Origin of the sequence: Microcoleus sp. D3_18_C4 (assembly GCF_036702355.1) — a bacterium.
GTDB lineage: Bacteria > Cyanobacteriota > Cyanobacteriia > Cyanobacteriales > Microcoleaceae > Microcoleus.
Genome location: NZ_JAUBTF010000020.1, coordinates 82,629 through 103,943, shown reverse-complemented (window position 1 = coordinate 103,943; position 21,315 = coordinate 82,629). Strand labels below are relative to the sequence as shown.

Here is a 21,315-nt window from a genome sequence, read left to right as displayed (position 1 = left end):
ATTAATAATTAAATGGGGTCGCAAAATTAAAAATAAGGGTAATGCTTGTATCACAGTTTAAATGTGCAACAGCTTATGCCGAAAATTAGATAAAATCGCAAGATACCGACGCATAACAACAGGAGAAAAGCCATGATTGCTCCCGCAAATCTCAGCCGCATCAGCATCCCTCCTTTGGAAAATGGCGATTTGCTCACCCGTGGCGAATTCGAGCGACGCTATACAGCAATGCCGGGACTCAAAAAAGCAGAATTTATCGAAGGAATTGTTTATATTGCTTCACCCTTACCCTTTGAACCCCACGCCGAACCCCATGCTCGCCTGATGACTTGTCTTGGCTTCTATGCTGCTTTTACCAAACATACTTGGCTCGGCGATAACCCCACCGTGCGTCTCGACGTGGATAACGAATTCCAGCCCGATGCTGTACTGCTAATTGATTCCCGACGCGGCGGTGCAACTAGCCTCAGTGATGACGGCTACATTGTAGGCGCGCCGGAATTTGTTGCCGAAATTGCTGCTAGTACCGCTACGCTCGATCTGCGGGACAAAAAGCGAGTTTACCGCCGCAGCATGGTGAAAGAATATCTCGTTTGGCAAGTAATCGATCGCCGGATTGATTGGTTTTCCTTGCAGGAAGAAGAATATATTTCTCTGCTACCCGATGCAGAAGGAATTATCCGCAGCCGTGTTTTTCCGGGGTGGTGGCTGGCTGTTTCAGCACTCTTAGACGGGGATATGCCAAGTGCGATCGCAACTCTTCAAACGGGATTAAACAGTGCCACGCACCAAGAGTTTGTCCAACAGTTAGCTGCTTTCCCAAATCCCGTTTTGTAGAGACGCTACAAATCGCATCTCTACAACAACTAATCCCCCTACAACCGGCAAGTTTGCCGTGCCCTTTCATCCTCCGGTTCTTGCCACCCAAAAGCAAAATGACTCACCGCATTAATTTGCGGCGTCGCAGAGCGAATTGCCGCCATTTGAATCTCCAAAGACGGCCGATTTTTCAGAGGTTTTCCCCAATCTCCAGCAATGGCAGGAATAATTTTTGCTCCCGCAGGCGCTAAACTTAGTGTTCGCTGCACCTGTGGCACAATGCAGCTTACATCGCCGCAATTTCCGTAAGACATGGCGTGGAATTCTATAGCAGCCGGAAATGTGTCCCAAGGCTGCAATCTCGAATCATATCCCCCTTGATTTATCGCTTGATTTGCAGTGGGAAAAAACACCGCTCCTACAGGAATTCCCATCCTTTGAGCTGGTTGAATTGCTATCCCCAAAAAATCTAAAATCCCTTGAACGGCGTGAGCAACGCTTAGTTTCCACAAATCTTTTTGCAGAATGCCGGTATCGGGAAGCCGCGGTGTCGGTGTCGGTGTCGGTTTTGGTGTGGGAGTTGTAGGGTTTGGCTTGTTAGTGGCGGGAGTTGTTGAGGCTGTTCTTGATACGGCATTCTGCGTTCTTGAAGGTGAAGTTGCTACTGACATGGCCTGCGGAATTCGACCCTGCCAAAGAGGTTCTCGCTCAGTTGGATACTGTTTGACTAATGCTTGAACGTCAGTAGTATTTATAAATCCCTTAGTCAAATATCGCTGAATTAAATCTCGCCCTTGCTGATTGCTAGCCCGCTGCAAAAGAACTTGCTGCGATGCTGGGCCGTAAATCCACAAGTCTTGAACTTTGGTAGCAACTGAAGCGGGTCCGATGCCCCGTAGATAGCGAATGTAGTCGAACAACATTCCTTGGGGCTTGCGCTTGACTATTTGATTTACTAACAAAGTATAGTCTTGCCGTGCTTGCGGGTTGTACGGATCGATAAAGGCTTGATTGCCCGGAACTTCTCCGAAGTCCTCGTTAATTGCTGCGTATTCGCTTACTGTTAAACTTGTCTGATTTTTACCGTTGATAGCGAGGGTTTGCTGTCTGTCTGGACGCTGAGCATAGCTATAGCCAAAGTTCATGGTAAATAACCAGGCGTAGACTTTTAAACCTCGCTGTTTGCCTTTGGCGATCGCCTTTTCTAACAAGTCGTATTTCTCGTAACCGCGATTTCTCAAAACAGAAGGCCAAACCGTAGGGTTGTCTGCTGCTGGTAGCAGCACTTGACCATCGTAAAACACTTCGACATAGACTTGGTTGTAGCCTTTATTCACAACTTTGTCTAATACTCGATCGAGTTCTCCGGGTCTGACATCGCAGGGATATAAACGCAGCCAAACTGCTTGGGTTTCGGGCCAAGTTTTTTGGCGACATTCTGCTATTTCCCGCGCGTGTTTGTTCAAAATAGCAAAATATGCTTGCTGAGATTCCCGTTTTCCCGACAGCGCGGCGCGGCGCAAGTCTTCTTTTTGATTGACTTGTTCTGGGGATAATTGGCAATAGGCTGATGTTTGGGCAAAAGCTGGTTGATTTCCCATAAAGGGCCACACAAGCTGGCTGATGAAGCTACTGGTTAAAACAGCAGTTACCGCACTTAAAAAGCGTCGCTGGTGTTGAAAATTCGCGAGGCGAGTTGGTGCAATTTTCATGGGAGAATTGAATGGGGTTTTTGGGTTTAAATTGGGTGGCGATCGCATTTTGCCGATCGCGCTCAACAAGCAGCTACAAATTTTCTACTTTTTTCGGTTGACTTAGTTATGGCACAAGTCGATCGCACAATGCAAATTCTATCTGGCGGCTATTTAAATTCAATAAGGGCGATCGGGTAAGATAAGACTCGGCGATTAAACCGTTTTGCAGTATTTTTTCCCTAAATGCTGCATAAAAAAGCGCCTGGTACAGTGGGCGCTAAAAGCAGTTGATATTTCTACTAAAAATTGTTAACACTCAAATATCAAGGATGAAAGATGAATTATTAAAATTTATCCTCGATCCTAAATGTTGAGATTAAGCTCCTCTGTTAAGAGCAGCTTCAATCTGCTGAAATTCTGACTCAAGACGCTTTTTCAATTTTTCAGGAACCGGACGGTTTGGATAGGAACTGTAATGTCCTGCCAAAGAGTTTAATGCCGTCCGCATTGTCGTGAAAGAGGCCAGCTTGGTAAGAGCGGGATCGCGGCGGTAGGCAGCAAAAAAATCGTTGATACTTGTGCGAGCCTCGGCTTGAGCGGCTGCTTTTTCCGGCGTGCCCTCTGGCAAAGTGAGCGCTGTTCTCAAGCTCTTCACTAATGCTAATGTGTCTTGGCCATAATCTCCACTCAGAGTGGCCGGAACATTGGTACAGCCCGCTACGCCGATGACAACAACTAATATCAGGGCTAACAGACGGGAAATGTAATGCTTCATAAGGGTTAGAAAAATGGAAGCGAAAGCGGCAATCAAAATTAACCTTTATCCTATCTCGAATGGAGCTAATAATGCCAATTTTTCATTTTTTTGTACCCCTACCATGAAACAGAAAATTTGTCAATCCAAAATCTAAAATCTAAAATCTAAAATCGATTGATTTGTCCAGCAACGACGGAGAGAATTTGGGTTTGTCGCAGCCACTGAGCATCAAAAGCGCCTAGGTGAGTTGTAGTAATCAGAGTTTGAAATCGTTCTTGAATTGTTTCTAAAAGTTGATTTTGGCGGCTCAGATCGAGTTCTGCAAGTACGTCGTCGAGCAATAGTAAAGGCGCTTCGCCGACGACTTCTTCAATAAGCTGCAGTTCGGCTAATTTTAATGCTAATACCAGAGTTCGCTGCTGACCTTGGGATGCGTATTGACGAGCTGGGGTATTGTTAATTGTAAATGTAATGTCGTCGCGGTGGGGGCCGACTAAAGTGGTTCCTTGAAACTGTTCTGCGATCGCCCTTTTTTGAATTTTCTCTAAAAATGCTTGCCGCACTCCTTCGAGATTGTCTTTAGCGATAAATTCCGAACTTACTTCAATATTAGCATCGTATTTCACATCTAAAACTTCGGCCGAACCGCTAATTGAACCGTGCCAATTTCGAGCTAAAGGCATCAAACGCTCCAAAATTCGATCGCGCCTGCGGATCACGCGAGCGCCCGCTGTCGCCAACTGCGCGTCCCACAAAGCTAATTCTGAACTGGGAATGGGGGATTGGGCATTGGGCATTGGGCATTGGGCATTGGGCATTGGGAATTCTGCGATATTTGGGTCTTCGGGAGTTTCAGATCCGATAAATCGCATTTTATCAAAACCTTCAGAAAATTCCGCTTTCCTGATTTCTTTAGAACGTTTCAACAGAGCGTTTCTCTGGCGCAAAATTTGGTTATACTGCTGCAAAATGTGAGCGTAAATCGGTTCTAATTGGATGACTAGGCGATCGATCCAATTGCGTCTTCCTTCGGGCCCGCCGCGCACTAAGTCCAAATCCAAACAAGAAAATTGCACTACATTTAAGACACTCAAAAAGTCTAAATGGCGACGCAGCGGTTCACCGTTGAGCTTCAGTGTCCGACGCGCTGCAGAGCGAAGAGTTAAAGCTAAGTCGATCGCTCCGGTTTGACGTTCGAGTGTAGCATCAATTTGGCCGATCGGCTTTGAGTCGAGTATTAAATCGCGATCGCGCCCTACCCGGTGGCTTTTTAATGTAGAAAGCAACTCTACCGCTTCTAACAAGTTAGATTTTCCTTGAGCGTTATTTCCTACTAAAATGGTTTTGGGAGCGTCAAATGCTACCTTTTGATCGAAATAGTTCCGAAACTGCCGTAGGTGCAGCGTTTTTAAATACATAATATTGGGAATCGGGAATCGGGAATCGGGAATTGGGAATTGGAAATTCGGAATCAGGAATTGGCAGTAAAGTTATCGTAGGGTGCCCATTGCGTACCTTACCCATTCCATGGCGAATCTTTGGAATTGCAGTTTTTGCGGATCGTTGCGCTTGCCATGACTTTATAGTGTTGAGAATCTGGTCAAATGCGAGCAGTCTAACGAATAATGAAACATCGCTCATTATCCGTTAGCCATTAACACTATTTTCGAGATTTGTAAAAGCGCACAAACAGTTTTTCCATTTCAATCCAGACAAACATCAGAGCGCTGAAACCGAAGCAAACCAGCAACTCAAACCCCGTTAAATAATGAGTGCCGAAAAAGGCTCTCAGCGGCGGAACGTAAATCAGCATTAATTGCAAAGCAGTAGTAACAATAACAGCTCCCCAAACAAAAACATTAGTGAAGGGGTTTAACTCGATAGTTAGCTGAGTGTTAGACCGAATTGCGATCGCGTGACCCATTTGTGCCAAACAAAGAGTTGTAAACACCATTGTTTTCCAAGCCTCGGGATCTCCAACATGATTAGGGTTGGTGGTATATCCGTAAGCCCAGGACATCATCGCGATCGTCAAAATTGCAAAAATAATCCCGATCCGAATCATGTAAGAACCCAAACCCCGCGCAAAAATACTTTCTCGCGGACTGAAAGGAGGCTTTTTCATCACGTTCGGTTCCCCCGGTTCGACGGCCAAGGCCAAAGCGGGAACGCCGTCTGTTACTAAGTTCATCCACAAAATTTGCAGTGGCGTCAGCGGCACTCCTCCCAAACCCATTAAAGGTGCGGCCGCAATTGTCAAAACTTCGCCGATGTTGCTGCCCAAAATGTATTTAATAAAGCGGCGAATATTGCTATAAACCACTCGCCCTTCTTCAGCGGCGGCGACAATAGTTGCGAAGTTGTCGTCGAGGAGCACCATATCGCTAGCTTCTTTGCTGACATCGGTGCCGGTAATCCCCATAGCGATTCCGATATCGGCTTGTTTCAAAGCGGGGGCGTCATTAACGCCATCGCCGGTCATCGCCACAAATTTGCCCCAACTTTGCAAAGCTTGGACTATTCGCAATTTGTGTTCGGGGGAAACGCGGGCGTAAACACTAACCTGTTCGACTTGCTGTTTGAGTTCTTCTTGGCTAAGCTTTTCTAATTCTTGACCGGTGAGAACTCGATCGCCCTCTTTAGCAATACCTAAATCGTAGGCGATGGCTTTTGCTGTCAATTGGTGGTCTCCTGTAATCATCACCACCCGAATGCCTGCATCGCGGCACTTCACCACTGCTTCCCGGACTTCCGGGCGCGGGGCGTCGAGCATACTGACGAGTCCCAGCCAAATCATTTCTTGTTCGCTGGTTTCCTCGGAACCTTGGGGCGGCACGTTTTCCCAGAGTTTGTACGCAAACCCCAGGACTCGCAAACCGCCGCTTGCCATGTTGTTGTTTTCGGCGAGGATGCGATCGCGCATTTCCTGATTTAAAGGTTGTACTCGATCGCCGGCTATAATGCCTTTGCAGCGCTCCAAAGTCAACTCTGGAGAACCTTTTGTCAGCATCAAATAATTCGACTGCTGTCCTTCGGCTGCTGGAAATCCCGAATGTCCCGATCTGCCGGGCACTTCGCAAATCACGCTCATCCGTTTGCGTTCGGAAGAAAAAGGAAATTCCGCCGTCCGCTGCAGCAATTGAGACTGTTTTTCCTTATATATTCCTGCTTTTCCCGCTACACACAGCAGAGCTCCCTCCGTGGGGTCGCCCAAAATCTTCCATTCTTGCTGTTCTTGCTGCAATACTGCGTCGTTGCACACTGCACAGGCAATTAATAAAGATTCGACTTCTGGATATTCTTCTAAATTATTAATTTGGGTCGATGTATGCCGATCGGTAAAATCTCCGATCGGTGCATAGCCGTCGCCTGCCACGGCGACTGTGCAGTCGCCCGTAGACACTAGCTGAACAACCATTTTATTTTGAGTCAGAGTACCTGTTTTGTCAGAACAAATGGTTGTTACCGAGCCCAAAGTTTCTACCGCCGGCAGTTTGCGAATCAGGGCGTTTCGCTTCACCATCCGCCTAGTTCCGAGTGCTAGAGTGACTGTCACGACTGCTGCAAGTCCTTCGGGAACCACTGCCACAGCCATGCTTAGAGAAACTTCTAACAAATCTTCCCACCTGCTGGTATCGAACCCGATGCTGCCGTTTTGGAAGGTAATCATGCCGCCGATGACGACAATTGCGACTAAGGTTAGGGCACCGGAGACTAGAACCTTTCCCAACTGATCCATCCGCTGTTGCAGGGGAGTCGGTTCGGTTTCTACTGACTGAAGCATGGTGGCAATTTTGCCCAGTTCAGTTGTCATTCCGGTGTTGGTGACGATCGCCTTTGCTCGTCCCTGAACAACTTCTGTGCCCTGAAAAATCAGGTTGAGTCGATCGCCCAAGGAAGCATCTTCTGGAAGTTCTAGATCGGCTTGCTTGGTGACTGCTAGAGCTTCCCCCGTCAAAGCTGATTCTCTGACTTGCAAGTTGGAAGATTCGATCAAGCGTGCGTCTGCTGCTATTTTTACCCCAGCCTCCAACAGCATCACGTCTCCAGGTACGAGTTCCTTGGCTGCTATTTCTGAAGTTTTGCCGTCCCGCAGGACTCTGACTAGGGGAGAAGCGAGGTTTTTGAGGGCTGCGAGGGCTTTTTCAGCACTTTGCTCTTGGAAATAGCCGAGAATGCCGTTGAGTATGACGATCGCAAAAATGGCGATCGCATCTTTGGGAAAAGTATTCGACCGAAAGTCCAAAAAACCCGAAATCACGGCCACACCCATCAGCATCAACAACATGATGTTGGTGAACTGATCGACAAAAATCGACCACGGACTGCGGCCTCCTGTTTCTTCGAGTTCGTTGGGGCCGTATTGCTGCAAGCGTTCTGACACCTGTTTGCTGCTCAAGCCAGCGTCTTTGTTGCTGCTTAGCTGCTGGAGAGTTTGGTCAATTGCTACGGTGTGCCAAGAAGAGGGAGAATTTGAAGACATAAATTACGATCGATCGTGGGGCATAAAGGTGGTTGTGGCCGGACAGGTACAGCCGATCCATCTGGCTGATTACAGTGAGAGAGTTTTAAGTTTTGAGTTCCGAGTAAAAAACTGTTTAACTTGCGACTCGTTTTGGCCGGTTCGATGCCGGGGAAGCAAAAAGCTTTTAACTTCACTGCGTCTGGCGGCTCGATCGCGCCGTTTGTAGACCTACCGCTGATAGCACCTATCCACCTTACCAAAAATAATGGGTTTAAAGCCCCGTCATAAGCTTGACGGAAGCCCAAGCAGTGATTCTTGGAATCCCCGCGCATTCACGCCCGGGAGGATGTCAATACTAAAAATTAGCAATTCTTTCGGCGCTTACACAGAAAACAAGCTGAAAGCAAAAGTGACTTTAGTACGGGGATGTAAGCGTGCGCGGCAGGTTAAAACTACCTAAAAAAAACGTCATAAAACGCTCGTATCCGAACTCATCTATTCCCGCTGTTAAAATAAAAAGGGCGCTGCGATGGAATACCGGGCCCGGTCTTTGAACTTTCAACGGCTGAGTTTTGTCACTAAATGCTGATATTTCCGGCAAAAGCTGAGGCTGTGGTGAGCGGGTTCACAATCTTTGGGATTTTTTCCACACCGAATTCTGCTGACATCCTGACATTGGGCAGAATTTTTGGTTTTTTCCCTATTCCCCAGCCTTCTTTTACCAAAACTTTAATTTACTTAACACTTCTTAACAATTCCGCTTTTCAAGAGAAAGCTAACAAAGGCGATCAACCCACCGGACGGTTCCGGTCGGTTCTACCGCCACGGCAGGGCAAGAGAAGCAAACTCTTCCTTTATAAATACCCTCGCGCATCTACCCTAGGAAGGAGATTTGCCCGCAATTGCCCCGTAGATATTTACCTTCTTAGAGAGATAAGTTTCTGTAATAATTTGTAATAAACAAAGGCGAGCGAGCATTGTATAAAGATTATCAGAGGGTTGAAACGACAGGCCAAAGTTAACAAAAACCCTGATTGACAAGGTTTGTCGCATCTCATAAAAGGTGTAAAATTTTCTAAGGTTTCTTAAACCTCCGTTGCAATGTAACAATAGTGCAGGTAGCGGAAAGGGAGAGATCGATGGGACCAGCAGATTAGCTGGCATCAAATTTCAACCCTTGCAGGCACTCGTAGCCTGAACAAATTTAACTTAACGGTTTTATACCGCAACCAAACTCAATTAACTCAAATAGGAGAGTTCTTTCATGTTTGACGCATTTACAAAAGTGGTTTCCCAATCTGACGCTCGGGGCGAATTTCTAGCTCAGGGTCAACTAGATGCTCTCAGCAGCATGGTTTCCGACGCTAACAAGCGGATTGACGCAGTAAACCGCATCACCGGCAACGCATCCAGCATCGTAGCCAATGCAGCTCGCACCCTGTTCGCTGAACAGCCACAACTGATCGCTCCTGGTGGCAATGCGTACACCAACCGCCGCATGGCAGCTTGCTTGCGTGATATGGAAATCATTTTGCGCTACGTCACCTATGCCACATTTGCAGGCGACGCCAGCGTTTTGGACGACCGCTGCTTGAACGGTCTGCGTGAAACATACCAAGCTCTGGGAGTTCCCGGTGGCTCAGTTGCAGCCGGCGTGCAAAAAATGAAGGAAGCAGCAATCGCGATCGCTAACGACCCCAACGGCGTTACCCGTGGTGATTGCAGCTCGCTGATGTCTGAAATCGGCAGCTACTTCGACCGCGCTGCCAATGCAGTCGGCTAAAAATAGCCAAGCGAACCTTTCTTGTAAAGAAGCGAGCATCGCATTTTTGCAAACAATCATTTTTGTACAAAAACAACACAACATTAGGGAGAAACCAGAACAATGAAAACCCCTTTGACTGAAGCAGTAACCGCAGCCGATTCTCAAGGCCGTTTCCTGAGCAGCACTGAACTGCAAGTCGCCTTCGGCCGTTTCCGCCAAGCAGCAGCAGGTTTGGAAGCAGCCAAAGCTTTGACCGCAAACTCTCAGCGCTTGATCGACGGTGCAGCTCAAGCTGTGTACAACAAATTCCCGTACACACAACAAATGCAAGGCCCTAACTACGCTTCTACCCCAACAGGTAAAGCCAAGTGCTCTCGCGACATCGGCTACTACCTCCGCATGGTAACCTACTGCTTAGTTGCAGGCGGCACCGGTCCAATGGACGAGTACCTGATTGCAGGTGTTGACGAAATCAACCGGACATTTGAATTGTCTCCTAGCTGGTACGTTGAAGCTCTCAAGTACATCAAAGGCAACCACGGTCTGAGTGGCGACGCTGCAACTGAAGCGAATTCCTACATCGACTACGCAATCAACGCTCTGAGCTAGATTTGCGTGATGCCCGGAATTGTAAGCTGCTGTTAGCTTAAGTGTTAGCGGTTGTTTAGAATTCCGGGCATCTGCGATCTAAGCCTAGTTTTGCAAATACTTTTTTAAGCAGTTTTCAGTTTTTAAAGCAAAAAAGGGAGAAGCAAAGATGGCGGGATTAGGTGCAGCAGAACGGTTGGGAATAAAAGCATTTGAAGAAGCGGGACGAGTAGAACTTCGCCCCCACTGGACGCAAGACGATGCGAAAGCAGTAATTCGCGCGGCTTACAGCCAAGTTTTCGGCAACGAGTATTTAATGTCGAGCGAACGACTTACCAGTGCTGAATCTCTGCTGCTACAAGGGCAGATATCAGTGAAAGATTTTGTGCGGTCAATTGCACATTCCGAAACTTATCGGAAAAAGTTTTTTTACCCGAACTCGCAAACGCGGTTAATTGAGCTTAATTACAAGCATTTGTTGGGCCGCGCTCCTTACGACGAGTCGGAAATTGCTTTCCACGTTGATTTGTACAATGCAGAAGGCTACGAAGCTGAAATCAATTCTTACATTGACTCAGTTGAGTATGAAGAAAATTTTGGCGATAGTATAGTGCCTTACTATCGCGGTTTCGCGACTCAAAGAGGTCAAAAAACGGTCGGTTTTAACCGGATGTTTCAATTGTACCGGGGTTTTGCTTCTAGCGATCGCTCGCAAAACCAAACCCAAGCCCGGCTGACTTGGGAAGTAGCGAGAAATATGGCTTCGCCGATATACACGGCCTCCACCGGAAAAGCCCTTGGCGGGACTTCCGGGGGTTCTCGCGACCAACTCTACCGAGTCACCGCAATGCAAGGTTCGGCTAAGTTTTCGCCCCAAGTGCGGCGGACTACTACCGAATATCTCGTGCCTTACGAGCAACTTTCGAGCCGCTTGCAGCAAATCAACAAACGTGGCGGCAAAGTGGTAAGTATTACCACAGCTTAAAGTTTGTGTATTGACGTTTTTTTGAAACGTCTTTAGCAAATTAGGACTAAGGATAAAAAATTCTTCAATTTTATGTGTATAGGTAAGGTGTGCAGTGCACACCCTACTTTGAGGCATATTATCCTTAGTCCTAAAAATTTCAAGTGCAACCAAGCATTAAACTTTTGTCATTAATAATTTAGGAGAAAATCTGGTGGCGATTACGACAGCAGCGTCCAGACTGGGAACATCCGCATTGAGCGATGCGCCGAAGGTAGAACTGCGCCCGAACTACAGCAAAGACGACGTTGAAACTGTGATTCGTGCGGTTTACCGTCAGGTGCTGGGCAACGACTATTTAATGAAATCCGATCGACTTACAAGTTCCGAGTCTTTGCTGCGGGACGGCAGTTTGACTGTACGAGAATTTGTACGGGCTGTAGCTAAGTCAGAACTGTACAAAACCAAGTTTTTCTACAACAGCTTCCAAACTCGGACGATCGAACTAAACTACAAACACTTGCTGGGTCGCGCTCCCTACGACGAATCTGAAGTAGTTGAACACTTAGATTTGTACCAAACACAAGGCTACGACGCTGATATTGATTCTTACATCGATTCAGTAGAGTATCAAGAAAACTTCGGCGAAAGTATCGTACCTTACTACCGCGGCTTTAACACCCAGCGTGGTCAAAAAACCGTTGGTTTTACCCGGATGTTCCGCCTGTATCGCGGCTATGCAAACAGCGATACATCTCAACTAGAAGGCAATAACTCTCGCTTAGCTGTCGAACTCGGCACTAACAGCGCTACGGCTGTAGTTGGGCCTTCTGGCGGTAACGAAGGTTGGGCATATCGGCCTTCTGCTAGAAACGTAACTCCCAGCAGCACTTTCGGTGGCGCTGCAGCTTACGGCAAAGAAGGGCGGCTGGTGCGCGTGGAAGTTTCGGGTATTCGCACGGGCGGCTATCCCAGCGTGCGCCGCAGCAGCAAGGCTTTCATCGTACCTGTTGAGGAGTTGTCCTCGCAAATGCAGAAATTTCAACGCATGGGCGGGAAAATCGCCAGCATTACTGCAATTTAGTCAGTTGGCAGTTGGCAGTTGGCAGTTGGCAGTTACTAGCTTTTAGTCAACAGTCAACAGTCAACAGTCAACAGTCAACAGCGATGCCCTGAGCGAAGTCGAAGGGTCAAAAGTCAACAGTCAGAATCACCAATTACCAAGAAGCTTATGTTGGGTCAAATTGTAGCTGGAAAAAGTGGCAATACAGCTTCGGCTGGTCGCTGCTTTCGGTATGAAGTTGTCGGCTTGCGCCAAAGCGATGAAACAGATAATGTGGATTATTCGATTCGATCGAGCGCGAGTACATTTATCACCGTGCCTTACAATCGGATGAATCAAGAAATGCAGCGGATTACTCGCATGGGCGGGAAAATTGTCAGCATTCATCCTTTAAACGCGGGTGCAGAATCATCCCATGAGTCATCCCATGAATCATCTGGTGATCACCAATAGTTGGGTGGGAAGGGCGATGAAAATCGCTCCTAGACAAGCTAGAAGGGGCGATGAAAATCGCTCCTAGACAAACAAAGTCCACTCCAAGCGGACTAAGAGTTAATGTAACCCGCCCAGGCGGGTTTTGTCTGTTTAGTAGCGATTTTAATCGCCAAGTTTCCTTGCAGGTTTTGTCTGGGTAGCAGCGATTTCAATAGCCGAATAACTAACAACTATAGCAATCCTCGCATCATTTGTGAATTTCTTACTTCCTCCCCTTGATAAGGGGAGGGTTGGGGTGGGGTAAAAAGTTTACGAATCCTGCAAGGATGGCTATAATAACTAATAACTAATGACTATGAATTATTACGAATCCGACTCACCGCCGGCGGGTGTAGCTGAGGGCGAGTCTTTAACTGTTGAACAGGCGATCGCAAATTTGCACTCCCAAGATTACAGTCTTCGGTATTATGCTGCTTGGTGGGTGGGCAGATTTCGAGTCAAGGAACCGGCAGCTATTGCAGCTTTAATTGCCGCTTTGGAAGAAGAGTCAGAACAAACAAAAATTGGGGACTATTCCCTATTACGAAATGCGGCGCGGGCTCTGGGTAAATTGGGCGACAAACAAGCCTTACCTGCTTTGATTCGCTGTTTGGAATGCGCGGATTATTACGTGCGGGAAGCGGCGGCTCAAGCTCTAGAAATGCTGGGAGATCGCGATTCTATTGTGTCGCTAATGAAGCTATTGGATGGGGGCGTAGCTGTGGCTGTGCGAGTGCCAGGAAAATCGCACCTAGTGCAACCTTACGACTCGGTAATTGAAGCTTTGGGCACGCTGAAAGCGACAGAAGCAATACCGCTAATTTCACCTTTTTTGGAACATTCTGTGGAGCGGGTGCAGTACGCGGCGGCGCGGGCGATGTATCAGTTAACTGGTGAGCGGGTTTACGGAGAGCGGTTGGTAAGTGCTTTGAATGGGGATAATTTGCAGTTGAGGCGATCGGCTTTGATGGACTTGGGGGCGATCGGCTATTTGCCGGGAGCGCAAGCTATTTCTGAAACTTTAGCAGAAAATAGCCTGAAATTGATTGCGCTCAAAGGAGTTTTGGAGCATCACCTCAATCAACAAGAATCATTATCTTTGTCAGATGAAGCTATCCAAGTTATGGATTTAATGGATAGTTTACTTTAAAAAATTAGTTCACAACTAAAATAGGATAGCTCTAGCGATTCTCAATTTTCTCGCGTAAATTCAGGAAACAGCACTTTTCAGGACACAGCAGTGCTGTTTCCCTACCTATTTTGATGAGAATGTTGGTGGGTGAGGTGGCAAAAAGTTCGATCGCGCGATCGACCCAACCTACAATTAAAATGGTCACGGTAAAGCTTACAAATAAATGGCATTAGAACTAATTCAGGCTGTCGAAAAAGCAGATTCTTCCGAAGGCTTGTTAAACGCAGTCAAAGCACTGGCGGCGACTCCCTCAAAACAAGCAATTCCTACCTTAATTACAGTGCTCGGTTACAACAACCCAGGCGCCGCTGTTGCCGCCGTTGATGGGCTAATTCAGCTCGGAGAAGCTGCGGTGCTGCCGCTTCTAGAACAGCTTGACGGCTACAATTACGGGGCGAGAGCTTGGGCTGTTCGGGCTTTGGCGGGAATTGGCGACCCCAGGGGTTTGGAGATTTTGCTCGATGCGGCGGCGAATGACTTTGCTTTGAGCGTGCGGCGGGCAGCGGTTAGGGGTTTGGGGACGATTTGTTGGGAACTGATGCCGGCAGAACAAATTGCAGATGCTCAACTTCGCGCTGTGAAAACGCTGCTGCAAGCGTCCCGCGATCCAGAATGGGTGGTTCGCTACGCAGCAGCGGGGGGTTTGCAAGCTTTGGCGGCTGCTGCGACTGTTAAACCGGATTGGTTAGCGGAAGTTTCGGCCCGACTTGAGGAAATCACCCAAACCGATGAAACTACTTCGGTGAAAGCCCGGGCTTTGCTTGCTAAGAAAATATTGTCACTTGGGTAGGGTTTGGGCGATCGTCTCTTCCAAGTCCCCTTGACTGAGAGTGGTTAATATAAAGACTTCTTGTACGGTTTTGCCCTGTCTGGCGATGATTTTAAATCCCCCGCGGATGGGTACTGACACTCTTAATGTCATGCGGGGGATGTGTCCTTTAACTTTGTTGATGACTCCCGGAGTGACTGTTTGAATGCCGATTTTTAGGGTGAGGCGCTCTAAAATTGGTATCAAACCGGGAAGGTGGGTAGAGTGGTTCCAAACTAGGCGGCCTTTGGGTTGTGCGTTCATAAATATTTAACCAAATTCAACATACCCAGTCTAAGCCACCCCTGGGGGGAACCAATTTGAAATTCCCTCAACTTATGTATCAATAACGTTACTGTGAGTGTCATTGCCAGCAAACGGAGACAATCTCAAACCGAGATTTTTGATTCCGGGCGCGCAAGCTAAGATTTGATGGCGCAGAATTGTCCTGTACTTTTTGATGTTGTGGGTTGGTAACTGTCGGTTTTTCTAGTTGAGTGGCGATCGCCCCGAGCATTGCTGCGACGCTGCAAGGTTTTTTGAGATAGCCGTCTGCTTTAAGTTCCAGGGCTTTTTCCATTTCCGAGGCTGTCATAAAAATAAACGGAATGCTGGCGGTTGCAGGGTGCGATCGCACGGCTGCGAATACTTCAAAACCGTCGAGTTCCGGCATCATGACATCAGACAAAATTAAATCGGGAATTTGGGCCGCTAACTGGATACCAACTTGTCCGTTTTCGGCGCCGACAGCTTCAAAACCGCGCGATTCCAGCAGTTCTAATACGGTTTCTCGGATTAAGTTATCGTCTTCAATTACTAATATTTTTTTCATTTGTTTGAGCGGGCTCTTTACTTTGTTTTTATTGCTCTGTTATAATTGTTACAGGTGAGTTTTAAATAATTCAATAGGGTTATTGCAAAAAACCGCTTTTGACTGGCTAATTTTTACGGCTTTGTGTATGCTCGCAGTTACCAAAATAATTGGGTTATCAGCAGCTTTACCTTGTGTACTAGCGCTAGAACTCGCTCCGGGGTATCTAGGATTGTGAACGTCTAAAATCAGCGATTCAACAGTTTATTTAATAAAGATTCCAGCCGTCTTACTCAAAAAGTTTATATTTGAGTGCCGAGCGCAGTTACGTGTAATTAATAAATCCGCCGATGAGCTAAGCGCGAAACTTCCACCTGTGCAGTTCACAAATTTCGGGCGATCGGGTAAAATCTAACTTAGTGTATCGCTATTAAGTGAGGAAAAGGATATGTCAGAATTTCTAGACTTTCTCAGACATCAGTTTGCCTACGTTGCCATTGGCGAATTTAAACCAGGAAAATTTGAAGCTGCAGAACAACTTTTTGAAAAAGCCGTGGCAACTTATGCCACAGGTTTTAAGGGAGCATACCTGCTGCAATTGCCCAATACAGACAAAGGTATTGCCATCATTTTTTGGGAAAGCGTAGAAGATATGGCAGCCAATCAAAGCGAAGCTTATCAGGAAATATTGAAGCAGATGGCGCCTTTGTTTGCGAAAATACCAGACACTGATGTTTATGAAATTGTTAGTGAAATTCAGCCAAAAAGTGAATAATTAAAAAACCTGCAATCGGCGCGTCATTCCCATTCCCATCGGAGTCTTTCGCCCGACTCCGCTATAAAGCGCAAAATCTGCTAAAGTGTTAATTTGCTTGATAGTAGCAGGAGCTATATCTCCCATAATTCGGTAACTAATATGGCCGACGCAGCCAATAAATTTACTGCGAGAATCTGTACTAACTTCTGTTCGGATATCGAAGAAACTGGGAAAAATAGCTTCTGTGAAAGTAGGTTCGATCGCAATCCTGCTGTACTTGTTCCAGCGATTCGCTAAACTGCCGAAAATACTTTCTCTCGTTGGCATAGCACTATCGTAGACACCTTGGCGAAAATTAGTAGGAGTGCAAAAACTAAAAGCAATTTGGCGCTCAGTTTCCGAAGCTCTATCGAACAATTCGGCGTAACTACAAAAGTTGACCCAAGGCTGGTTTGATTGCGGTTCGCTCAAAATATTAGTAATGTATATATTTGTCGGGCCGAGATGACAAGGGATCTCGAAATTGAGTTGCTGCCAAAGTTGAGTTAGCCGATCGAACAAACCGTCATCCAGCAGAGAAATGCGCCACCAAATCGGCGTATTTTCGTCAATTGCTTGCTTGTGTTCCCACTGTACAGCCGGAGATATTGTGCGGGAAGCCGGAGGCAAAACTCTCTTTTGTTGTGGGGGCGTGCTGCTTTTGTAAGCCTCTTTTCTGCTTACTTGAAACGGGCTTAAAGTGAAAGCTTTTTCATGAGATTGGTCGTGCAGGTACGCGCTCAAATCGCTGTCTACAGCACTCACAAGGTTCAAAAACAAAGCGTGGAGATGCCGCCCCGTTAAAAACTGGGATGGAATTGGTGCAACTGGCAGCAGGTTTAAAACAAGACTGTGGGGCATTTTTAAATTCTATACTGTGTCTCTATATATGTTCAGCTAGTATTAATATTACAGCTAAGTTGCAACTTATATTAAGGAATTTTAATCCCGTAAGGTGCACAGTGTACACCCTACGTTTAGGGGGATTTGTGCGCCTAGTGCACGCTAGGTTTAGGTTGTGACATTGAGGCCAATCTCTGTGCGGTAAATTGTTAGGCGATCGAGATTTCTGGCGACAAATAAACATCTTGAATGGCGTGGAACAATTTTACGCCTTCTTCAAAGGGACGCTGAAAAGTTTTGCGACCGGAAATTAAGCCACAGCCGCCAGCGCGCTTGTTGATTACCGCCGTGCGAATTGCTTCTGCAAAATCGCTTTTCCCGGAAGCACCGCCGGAGTTAATTAAACCCATCCTTCCCGCATAACAGTTGAGCACTTGATAGCGAGTTAGATCGATCGGGTGATCCGTTGTCAAATCCGAATAAACGCGCTTGTCGGTTTTGCCGTAACTCTTGTCGGTTGCTTTAGCAACTGCTGCATAGCCGTTATTGCACTCTGGCAATTTCTGCTTAATAATGTCAGCTTGAATTGTCACTCCCAAGTGATTTGCTTGCCCAGTTAAGTCGGCTGCAACGTGATAATCTTTGTCTTGTTTAAAGATATCGTTGCGGAGATAGCACCACAGAATTGTCGCCATTCCGTATTCGTGAGCGTGGGCAAAAGCTTGACTGACTTCTTGGATTTGTCGCGTCGATTCCGGGGAACCAAAATAAATGGTTGCTCCGACTGCAACTGCTCCCAAATTCCAAGCTTGCTCAACGGAAGCAAACATTATTTGGTCGAATTGATTGGGATAAGTTAGCAACTCGTTGTGATTGAGCTTGACAATAAAAGGGATTTTATGCGCGTATTTGCGAGATACGCTTCCCAAAACTCCCAGGGTGGTCGCGACAGCGTTGCAGCCAGCAGAGATTGCTAGCTTGATGATGTTTTCGCTGTCAAAATAGATGGGATTTGGTGCAAAAGAAGCGGCCGCTGAGTGTTCGATTCCTTGGTCTACTGGCAGGATGGATAAATAGCCAGTATTCGCCAAGCGTCCGCTAGAATAGAGTTGCTGAAGCGATCGCAAAACTTGGGGAGATCGATCGGTTTGAGCAAAAATGCGATCGACCCAATCCGGGCCCGGCAGGTGCAACAAATCTTTAGAAACTTTTGCTTGATGGGTGAGCAAGTCTTTGGCTTCGTCGCCAAGCCAAGATTCGATCGAACTGGGAACTGATAGTGTAGCTGTCATACAGATTTCCCTCTCAATTTCAATTGCAGGCTGATGATTGCAGACATTAACCTTGCTGATATTGTAGCGAAAAAATCATTTTTTCCATTCCCTCAACGATAGACCCAGTTTTTAACAAGTTAGCGACAACAGCAGCTAGGACGCGCTACTCTATAATAAGCTGGCAGTTCAGCCGGATCGGCGCTGCCAGCGATCGCCGATCGACTCACAACTTTGCCATCACAATGTCACACACTTACTTTGATTCTGAAAACGGTAACAAATCCTTCGAGATGCCCGGTGCTCGGCCGCATTACAATCCCGATCGCCCTGGTCAAGTAGAGCACATTTTCCTCGACTTAGTGCTGAATATTCCCAAACAAAGCTTTCGTGGCACTTGTAGCATCCGCATCAATCCAGTCCGCAGCGGTATTGACAAATTAACCTTAGATGCTGTCAACCTGAATATTAAATCAGTCAAAGTCGGCGAAATTGAGCAAAATTTCGACAGCGATGGCGAAGTGCTGCAAATTCAACTACACGAACCAACAGAAGCTTACCAACCCATTACAATTGCGATCGAATACTCGGTAGAAAAACCCCAGCGCGGCCTCTATTTCGTCGGCCCGGACAAACACTATCCAGACAAACCAACACAAGTTTGGACTCAAGGCGAAGACGAAGATTCCCGTTTCTGGTTTCCCTGTTTCGACTATCCTGGACAACTTGCTACTTCGGAAATTCGAGTGCAAGTTCCGAGACAATTATTTGCTATTTCCAACGGCGAATTAATTAGTACAAAAAACGAAGGCGACGATAAAATTTATCACTGGTCACAAACCCAGGTACACCCGACGTATTTAATGACCTTAGCAGTCGGAGATTTTGCCGAAATCAAAGACGAATGGAACGGCAAACCCGTTAATTATTACGTGGAAAGAAGCCGCGAAGCAGACGCTAAGCGCAGCATGGGCAAAACGCCTCAAATGATTGAATTCTTTTCTAAAGCATTTGGCTATCCTTACCCTTTTCCCAAATACGCTCAAGTCTGCGTCGATGATTTCATCTTCGGCGGTATGGAAAATACTTCCACAACTTTGCTGACAGATAGGTGCTTGTTAGACGAACGCGCCAGCCTCGACAATCGTGGCACTGAAAGCTTAGTTGCCCACGAATTGGCTCACCAGTGGTTCGGGGATTTAGTAGTAATTAAACATTGGTCTCATGCTTGGCTAAAAGAAGGCATGGCTTCTTATTCCGAGGTGCTGTGGACTGACCAAGAATATGGCAAAGAAGACGCGGCTTACTATATGTTAAATGAAGCCCGCAATTATTTAGCTGAAGATAGTTCTCGCTACCGTCGCCCGATCGTTACTCACGTTTACCGCGAAGCCATTGAATTGTACGATCGCCATTTGTACGAAAAAGGTGCTTGTGTCTATCACATGATTCGCGCCGAGTTGGGCGACGAATTATTTTACAAAGCAATTCACACTTTTGTGCGGGATAACGCTCACAAAACTGTAGAAACGATCGATTTGCTCAGGGCGATAGAAAAAGCTACTGGTCGCAATCTCATGTTTTTGTTTGACCAGTACGTTTATCGTGGCGGTCATCCAGATTATAAGGTTGCTTATTCTTGGGACGGAGATAACAAACTAGCCAAAGTTACTGTAACGCAAACTCAGGTAAAAGACAGCAAAAATGGCAACGGCAACGGCAACGGCAACAGCAAAGATGTATTCGATCTGAAAATTCCGATTGGCTTCGGTTACAAGCCGGAAAAAGAAGCAGATGATGACAGTTCGATACCTTCAACCCCGAACCTAAAAACTTTCATAGTCCGAGTGCATGAGCGCGAGCAAAGCTTCTATTTTCCCCTAGAACAGAAGCCTGCCTTTATCAGTTTTGATGTCGGCAATAAATACTTAAAAACTGTTGTTTTAGAGTATGGAATGGCGGAACTAAAAGCTCAGTTGCAATTCGATCCCGACCCGGTTTCCCGGATTTACGCTGCCCAAGCTTTGGCGAAAAAGGGAGGACTGGAAGCTGTGAAAACGCTGTCAGAAGTTCTCAAGAAAGAGCCGTTCTGGGCAGTACGGGCTGAAGTTGCCGGTCAGTTAGTTGAAATTAAACTCGACCAAGTTTTTGAAGGTTTAGTAAGTGGTTTAAAAGATAAAGATGCTCGTGTGCGTCGCGCTGTGGTGAATGCGCTGGGTAAAATCCAAACTCACGAAACTTATAAAGCGCTGAGATCGATCGTCGAAAAAGGCGACGACAGCTATTATGTAGAAGCAGCCGCAGCGACTGCTATTGGCGGAATCTCAGCAGCTAACCCCGACGAAAAACCAACCGACGAACAGGTACTCAAAGAGTTAAAATTGGTGCTGAAAGAGCGTCAGGGGTGGAATGAGGTAGTGCGATCGGGTGCGATCGCAGGTTTGGCGCAGATGAAAACTTCTGAAGATGCGCTGAATTTAATATTGAAATACACTGCTGCGGGTACTCCGCAAGCTTTGCGCTTGGCTGCAATTCGAGCTTTGGGCACAATTTCAACTGGTCAAACGAAGGTCAATTTAGAACGGATTTTGCAGCGATTGGCAGAATTATCTAAAGAGACGTTTTTCTTGACTCAAGTCTCTGTAGTAGCGGGATTAGGACAAATGCAAACTCGCAAAGCAATTCGCATTTTGCGTTGTTTAGCTGACCAAACTCCCGATGGCCGCGTCCGCCGCATGGCTGATGAAGCTGTGCAAAGAGTGCAGAAAAATGCTGGTTCTGATGCAGCGGTCAAGCAGTTGCGGGAGGAATTAGACCAGGTGAAAAAGGAGAATCAAGATTTGAGGAGTCGGATGGAAAATTTGGAGGCTAAGGCGAAGAAAGATTAGGTGTAAAACCCCATACCGGCCCAGGTAAAGGCAGATATTGGCGATCGGCTTTTATCTGCTTGTCGGTAGAGGATTGCACCTGGTTATTATAATAATATTATTGTTCAGTGGGAGTGC

Annotated in this window: 19 protein-coding genes; 10 read left to right on the top strand and 9 right to left on the bottom strand. The window is 46.7% G+C overall.

Going from position 1 to position 21,315, the window contains the following annotated elements:
- Nucleotides 1–132: 132 nt before the first annotated feature.
- A complete protein-coding gene (locus QUA90_RS12750; RefSeq protein WP_333445822.1) occupies nucleotides 133–837 on the top strand; it encodes a Uma2 family endonuclease in 705 nt (234 codons plus the stop codon).
- 38 nt (nucleotides 838–875) lie between these two features.
- On the opposite strand, the gene QUA90_RS12745 is transcribed toward QUA90_RS12750, so the two are convergent.
- From QUA90_RS12745 to QUA90_RS12730, 4 genes are all read right to left on the bottom strand, one after another.
- On the bottom strand, nucleotides 876–2,531 hold the full coding sequence (locus QUA90_RS12745; RefSeq protein ID WP_333445820.1) for a family 10 glycosylhydrolase: 1,656 nt from the start codon (nucleotides 2,529–2,531) through the stop codon (nucleotides 876–878).
- Between the two features lie 358 nt (nucleotides 2,532–2,889).
- A complete protein-coding gene (gene psb27, locus QUA90_RS12740; protein ID WP_333083587.1) occupies nucleotides 2,890–3,288 on the bottom strand; it encodes a photosystem II protein Psb27 in 399 nt (132 codons plus the stop codon).
- Between the two features lie 146 nt (nucleotides 3,289–3,434).
- Entirely contained in the window at nucleotides 3,435–4,688 is a 1,254-nt protein-coding gene (locus QUA90_RS12735) for a DNA replication/repair protein RecF (RefSeq protein WP_333445818.1), read from the bottom strand.
- A gap of 242 nt (nucleotides 4,689–4,930) precedes the next feature.
- Nucleotides 4,931–7,753, bottom strand: a complete 2,823-nt coding sequence (locus QUA90_RS12730; RefSeq protein WP_333445816.1) for a cation-transporting P-type ATPase — start codon at nucleotides 7,751–7,753, stop codon at nucleotides 4,931–4,933.
- 1,246 nt (nucleotides 7,754–8,999) lie between these two features.
- On the opposite strand from QUA90_RS12730, the gene QUA90_RS12725 reads away from it, so the two are divergent.
- The 6 genes from QUA90_RS12725 (at nucleotide 9,000) to QUA90_RS12700 (ending at nucleotide 13,739) form a co-directional block, all read left to right on the top strand.
- Complete coding sequence (locus QUA90_RS12725) at nucleotides 9,000–9,518, top strand: phycocyanin subunit beta (protein ID WP_333037001.1); 519 nt, start codon at nucleotides 9,000–9,002, stop codon at nucleotides 9,516–9,518.
- A gap of 102 nt (nucleotides 9,519–9,620) precedes the next feature.
- Nucleotides 9,621–10,109 carry a phycocyanin subunit alpha gene (cpcA, locus tag QUA90_RS12720; RefSeq protein WP_006631256.1) on the top strand — a complete coding sequence of 163 codons (489 nt, stop codon included), beginning with the start codon at nucleotides 9,621–9,623 and terminating at the stop codon, nucleotides 10,107–10,109.
- Nucleotides 10,110–10,257: 148 nt separating this feature from the next.
- Nucleotides 10,258–11,073 (top strand): phycobilisome linker polypeptide, encoded by an 816-nt coding sequence (locus tag QUA90_RS12715; protein WP_333445814.1) that lies wholly within the window; start codon nucleotides 10,258–10,260, stop codon nucleotides 11,071–11,073.
- Nucleotides 11,074–11,266: 193 nt separating this feature from the next.
- Complete coding sequence (locus tag QUA90_RS12710) at nucleotides 11,267–12,136, top strand: phycobilisome linker polypeptide (RefSeq protein WP_333445812.1); 870 nt, start codon at nucleotides 11,267–11,269, stop codon at nucleotides 12,134–12,136.
- A 147-nt stretch (nucleotides 12,137–12,283) separates the two neighbouring features.
- Nucleotides 12,284–12,568, top strand: a complete 285-nt coding sequence (locus QUA90_RS12705; protein WP_333036998.1) for a phycobilisome linker polypeptide — start codon at nucleotides 12,284–12,286, stop codon at nucleotides 12,566–12,568.
- Between the two features lie 331 nt (nucleotides 12,569–12,899).
- Nucleotides 12,900–13,739, top strand: a complete 840-nt coding sequence (locus QUA90_RS12700) for a HEAT repeat domain-containing protein (protein WP_333445810.1) — start codon at nucleotides 12,900–12,902, stop codon at nucleotides 13,737–13,739.
- Nucleotides 13,740–13,770: 31 nt separating this feature from the next.
- Here the strand turns inward: QUA90_RS12700 and QUA90_RS12695 are convergent, their stop codons facing one another.
- Entirely contained in the window at nucleotides 13,771–13,926 is a 156-nt protein-coding gene (locus tag QUA90_RS12695) for a hypothetical protein (protein ID WP_333445807.1), read from the bottom strand.
- Nucleotides 13,927–13,944: 18 nt separating this feature from the next.
- Here QUA90_RS12695 and QUA90_RS12690 point away from each other — a divergent pair, with 18 nt between their 5' ends.
- Nucleotides 13,945–14,571: a HEAT repeat domain-containing protein gene (locus QUA90_RS12690; protein WP_333445805.1), complete on the top strand. Its 627-nt coding sequence runs from the start codon at nucleotides 13,945–13,947 to the stop codon at nucleotides 14,569–14,571.
- Here QUA90_RS12690 and QUA90_RS12685 read toward each other — a convergent pair.
- Both QUA90_RS12685 and QUA90_RS12680 read right to left on the bottom strand, forming a co-directional pair.
- The gene (locus QUA90_RS12685; protein WP_242717336.1) at nucleotides 14,560–14,853 is read right to left on the bottom strand and encodes a DUF2103 domain-containing protein; all 294 of its coding nucleotides are present in this window, start codon (nucleotides 14,851–14,853) and stop codon (nucleotides 14,560–14,562) included. The genes QUA90_RS12690 and QUA90_RS12685 overlap by 12 nt on opposite strands.
- A gap of 100 nt (nucleotides 14,854–14,953) precedes the next feature.
- Nucleotides 14,954–15,421, bottom strand: a complete 468-nt coding sequence (locus tag QUA90_RS12680; protein WP_333445803.1) for a response regulator — start codon at nucleotides 15,419–15,421, stop codon at nucleotides 14,954–14,956.
- Between the two features lie 427 nt (nucleotides 15,422–15,848).
- Between QUA90_RS12680 and QUA90_RS12675 the strand changes: the two genes are divergently transcribed.
- The gene (locus QUA90_RS12675) at nucleotides 15,849–16,175 is read left to right on the top strand and encodes an antibiotic biosynthesis monooxygenase (protein WP_333055299.1); all 327 of its coding nucleotides are present in this window, start codon (nucleotides 15,849–15,851) and stop codon (nucleotides 16,173–16,175) included.
- Here the strand turns inward: QUA90_RS12675 and cas6 are convergent, their stop codons facing one another.
- Together cas6 and QUA90_RS12665 are read right to left on the bottom strand one after the other, a co-directional pair.
- Entirely contained in the window at nucleotides 16,176–17,057 is an 882-nt protein-coding gene (gene cas6 / locus QUA90_RS12670) for a CRISPR-associated endoribonuclease Cas6 (RefSeq protein WP_333445801.1), read from the bottom strand.
- A 191-nt stretch (nucleotides 17,058–17,248) separates the two neighbouring features.
- Nucleotides 17,249–18,331 (bottom strand): class I fructose-bisphosphate aldolase, encoded by a 1,083-nt coding sequence (locus QUA90_RS12665; protein WP_333445799.1) that lies wholly within the window; start codon nucleotides 18,329–18,331, stop codon nucleotides 17,249–17,251.
- Nucleotides 18,332–18,555: 224 nt separating this feature from the next.
- On the opposite strand from QUA90_RS12665, the gene QUA90_RS12660 reads away from it, so the two are divergent.
- On the top strand, nucleotides 18,556–21,198 hold the full coding sequence (locus QUA90_RS12660) for a M1 family metallopeptidase (protein WP_333445797.1): 2,643 nt from the start codon (nucleotides 18,556–18,558) through the stop codon (nucleotides 21,196–21,198).
- Nucleotides 21,199–21,315 lie beyond the last annotated feature (117 nt).